This is a genomic window from Neisseria sp. HMSC03D10, assembly GCF_001807625.1.
Classification (GTDB): domain Bacteria; phylum Pseudomonadota; class Gammaproteobacteria; order Burkholderiales; family Neisseriaceae; genus Neisseria; species Neisseria mucosa.
Window position 1 is genome coordinate 12,696 of record NZ_KV789587.1, and the last position, 2,956, is coordinate 15,651.

The 2,956-nt window shown below is 48.0% G+C and carries 3 protein-coding genes; all 3 read left to right on the forward strand.

All coding sequences use genetic code 11. The annotated features are described in order from the left end of the window. Nucleotides 1-223 precede the first annotated feature (223 nt). Nucleotides 224-943, forward strand: coding sequence for a ribonuclease III (gene rnc / locus HMPREF3066_RS09110; RefSeq protein ID WP_070442350.1), 720 nt, complete (start codon nt 224-226; stop codon nt 941-943). A 67-nt stretch (nt 944-1,010) separates the two neighbouring features. Beyond that, a complete protein-coding gene (gene era, locus HMPREF3066_RS09115; RefSeq protein WP_070442353.1) occupies nt 1,011-1,937 on the forward strand; it encodes a GTPase Era in 927 nt (308 codons plus the stop codon). Between the two features lie 46 nt (nt 1,938-1,983). Then, nucleotides 1,984-2,901 (forward strand): homoserine kinase, encoded by a 918-nt coding sequence (gene thrB / locus HMPREF3066_RS09120; protein WP_045072289.1) that lies wholly within the window; start codon nt 1,984-1,986, stop codon nt 2,899-2,901. The last annotated feature ends 55 nt before the right edge of the window (nt 2,902-2,956 follow it).

Sequence of the window (2,956 nt, forward strand, 5' to 3'; positions counted from 1 at the left end):
GTACTGGTTTAAAGTTAATCCACTATATATTTGCCGCTTATGGTTTGATGGTACAATGCTGGTCGTCTGAAACGGGCTGAGCTGTGTTTCAGACGACTGTTGCAGCCCTAAAGTGTTTCCGTATTTGCATGAAGTGCCGAAACGCATTCGGGTTGGTTTGGGAGGCTGAATTTTTGCCGCCTCCCGCCGATATTCCGAAGCAAGAAGAAAGACAAACGTCCTCATGAAAACAGATGTGTTAAAACAGCAGGCGCATGCCGCCATTCAGAATAAACTGGGTTACCGTTTCAAAGATACCGCGCTTTTGCAGCAGGCGCTGACCCACCGCAGTTACCATGCGAAAAACAACGAGCGTTTCGAGTTTGTCGGCGATTCGATTTTGAACTACACCGTCGCCAAAATGTTGTTTGACGCGTTCCCCAAGCTGACCGAAGGCGAGTTGTCGCGTTTGCGCGCAAGCTTGGTCAATGAAGGCGTGTTGGCGGAAATCGCTTTGGAAATGAATGTCGGTGACGGGCTTTATTTGGGCGCGGGCGAGTTGAAAAGCGGCGGATTCAGACGACCCTCCATCCTTGCCGATGCTATGGAAGCGATGTTTGCCGCCGTCAGCTTTGATGCGGATTTCGCCGAGGCGGAGAAAGTGGTGCGGCACTTGTTCGCCGAACGCGTCAAACGTGCCGATTTCAAAACGCAGGGCAAAGACAACAAAACCGCCCTGCAAGAAGCCCTCCAAGCCCGCCGCCTTGCCTTGCCCAAATACCGCATCGAGGAACAAATTGGTCATGCCAATGACAGTATGTTCCTGATTTCATGCGACTTGGGCGAACTCGGTTTTATCTGCAAAGCACAAGGCAGCAGCCGCAAGGTTGCCGAGCAGCAAGCCGCCAAAGAAGCGCTGCAATGGCTCGAGCAACACCACCCTTTGAAAAAAGCGAAAAAATAGCCGATTTATTTTTCAGACGACCTAGGGATACGAAAAGGTCGTCTGAAACTTCAAACAGAAAGCCATCATGGACATCGAAACCTTCCTGCAAAACGAATCCAACCACCCCGCCGACTACCGCTGCGGCTTCGTCGCTATCGTCGGCCGCCCCAACGTCGGCAAGTCCACGCTGATGAACCACCTCATCGGGCAAAAAATCAGCATCACCAGTAAAAAAGCCCAAACCACGCGCAACCGCGTTACCGGCATTTACACCGACGACACCGCACAATTCGTTTTCGTCGATACCCCCGGTTTCCAAACCAAACACCGCAACGCTCTGAACGACCGCCTCAATCAAAACGTCACCGAAGCGTTGAGCAGTGTCGATGCCGTCGTTTTCGTCGTCGAAGCCATGCGCTTTACCGATGCCGACCGCATCGTGATGAAACAACTGCCGACAAACACGCCCGTCATCCTCGTTATCAACAAAATCGACAAAAACAAAGCGGGCAGCAGCGGTTTGCAGGAATTTATCGACCAAATCAGCGCAGAATTCAAATTTGCAGGGCATGAAACCGTCAGCGCCAAACACGGATTGGGCATCGCCAACCTGCTCGCGCGCCTCAGACCTTACCTGCCCCAAAGCGTGCCGATGTATCCGGAAGAAATGGTGACCGACCGTTCCAGCCGTTTCCTCGCCACCGAAATCGTGCGCGAAAAACTGTTCCGCTACCTCGGTGAAGAGCTGCCCTACGCCATGAATGTGGAGATCGAACAATTCGAAGAAGAGGAAAACGGACTCTACCGAATTTACATCGCCGTATTGGTCGATAAAGACAGCCAAAAAGCCATCTTAATCGGCAAAGGCGGGGAAAAACTGAAAAAAATCTCCACCGAAGCCCGCCTCGATATGGAAAAACTGTTTGATACCAAAGTGTTTTTAAAGGTTTGGGTCAAGGTCAAATCAGGCTGGGCGGACGACGTGCGCTTCCTCAGGGAATTGGGTTTGTAGGTCGTCTGAAAATACTGTAATTAATTGTTTACACTGGATTGAGTTTATGTCTGTCTATACTAATATTTCTGATGAGCAAATACGGGAGTTTTTGTCAGATTATGATCTGGGGGAGTTTGTTTCCCTGCAAGGCATTGCACAGGGAATTACCAACAGTAATTACTTTTTGAATACTTCTAAAGGCAGCTATGTTTTAACTGTATTTGAAGTGTTGCGTCAGGATGAATTGCCATTTTTCTTGAATTTGAACAAGCATTTGAGTAGTAAAAGCGTAGCTTGTCCAAGTCCGATTGTACGAAAAGATGGAAAGCTGGATTCGGTATTGGCAGGTAAACCGGCTTGCGTCGTTACCAGATTAAATGGTGCGGATACCGCATGGGCGACCGAGGCGCAGTGTTTTAACACGGGAGCAATGTTGGCCAAAATGCATTTGGCGGTTCAAGATTTTCCCGAAAAAATGGAAAATCCCCGATATAACACATGGTGGAAGCAAGCTTATGAACAATTATTGCCACAGTTGAATGAGGCTGATGCCCAGTTGCTGGGTAAGGAAATTTCGGATTTGGAAAACAATCTCGGCGGTCATTTGCCATCCGGCATCATTCATGCCGATTTATTTAAAGACAACGTTTTGTTGGATGGGGAAAATGTGGCTGGGTTCATCGATTTCTATTATGCATGTAATGGAAATTTCATGTATGACTTGGCAATCGCAGTAAATGATTGGTCGAGAACTTCTGATAACAAGTTGGATGCGAAGTTATGCAAAGCGTTTATTGACGGTTATGAAAACATTCGTCCGCTATCTGATGCGGAGAAGGAATATTTTCCTGTGGCGCAGCGAGCTGGGTGCGTACGCTTTTGGGTGTCAAGACTGTTAGATTTTCACTTTCCCCAAGAGGGTGAAATGACTTTTATCAAAGATCCAAATGTTTTTAGGGATTTGTTGTTAAGTCTGAACTGAATTTGGATATGTTGTATTGATTTCAAAGGTCGTCTGAAAGGGATTTCAGACGACC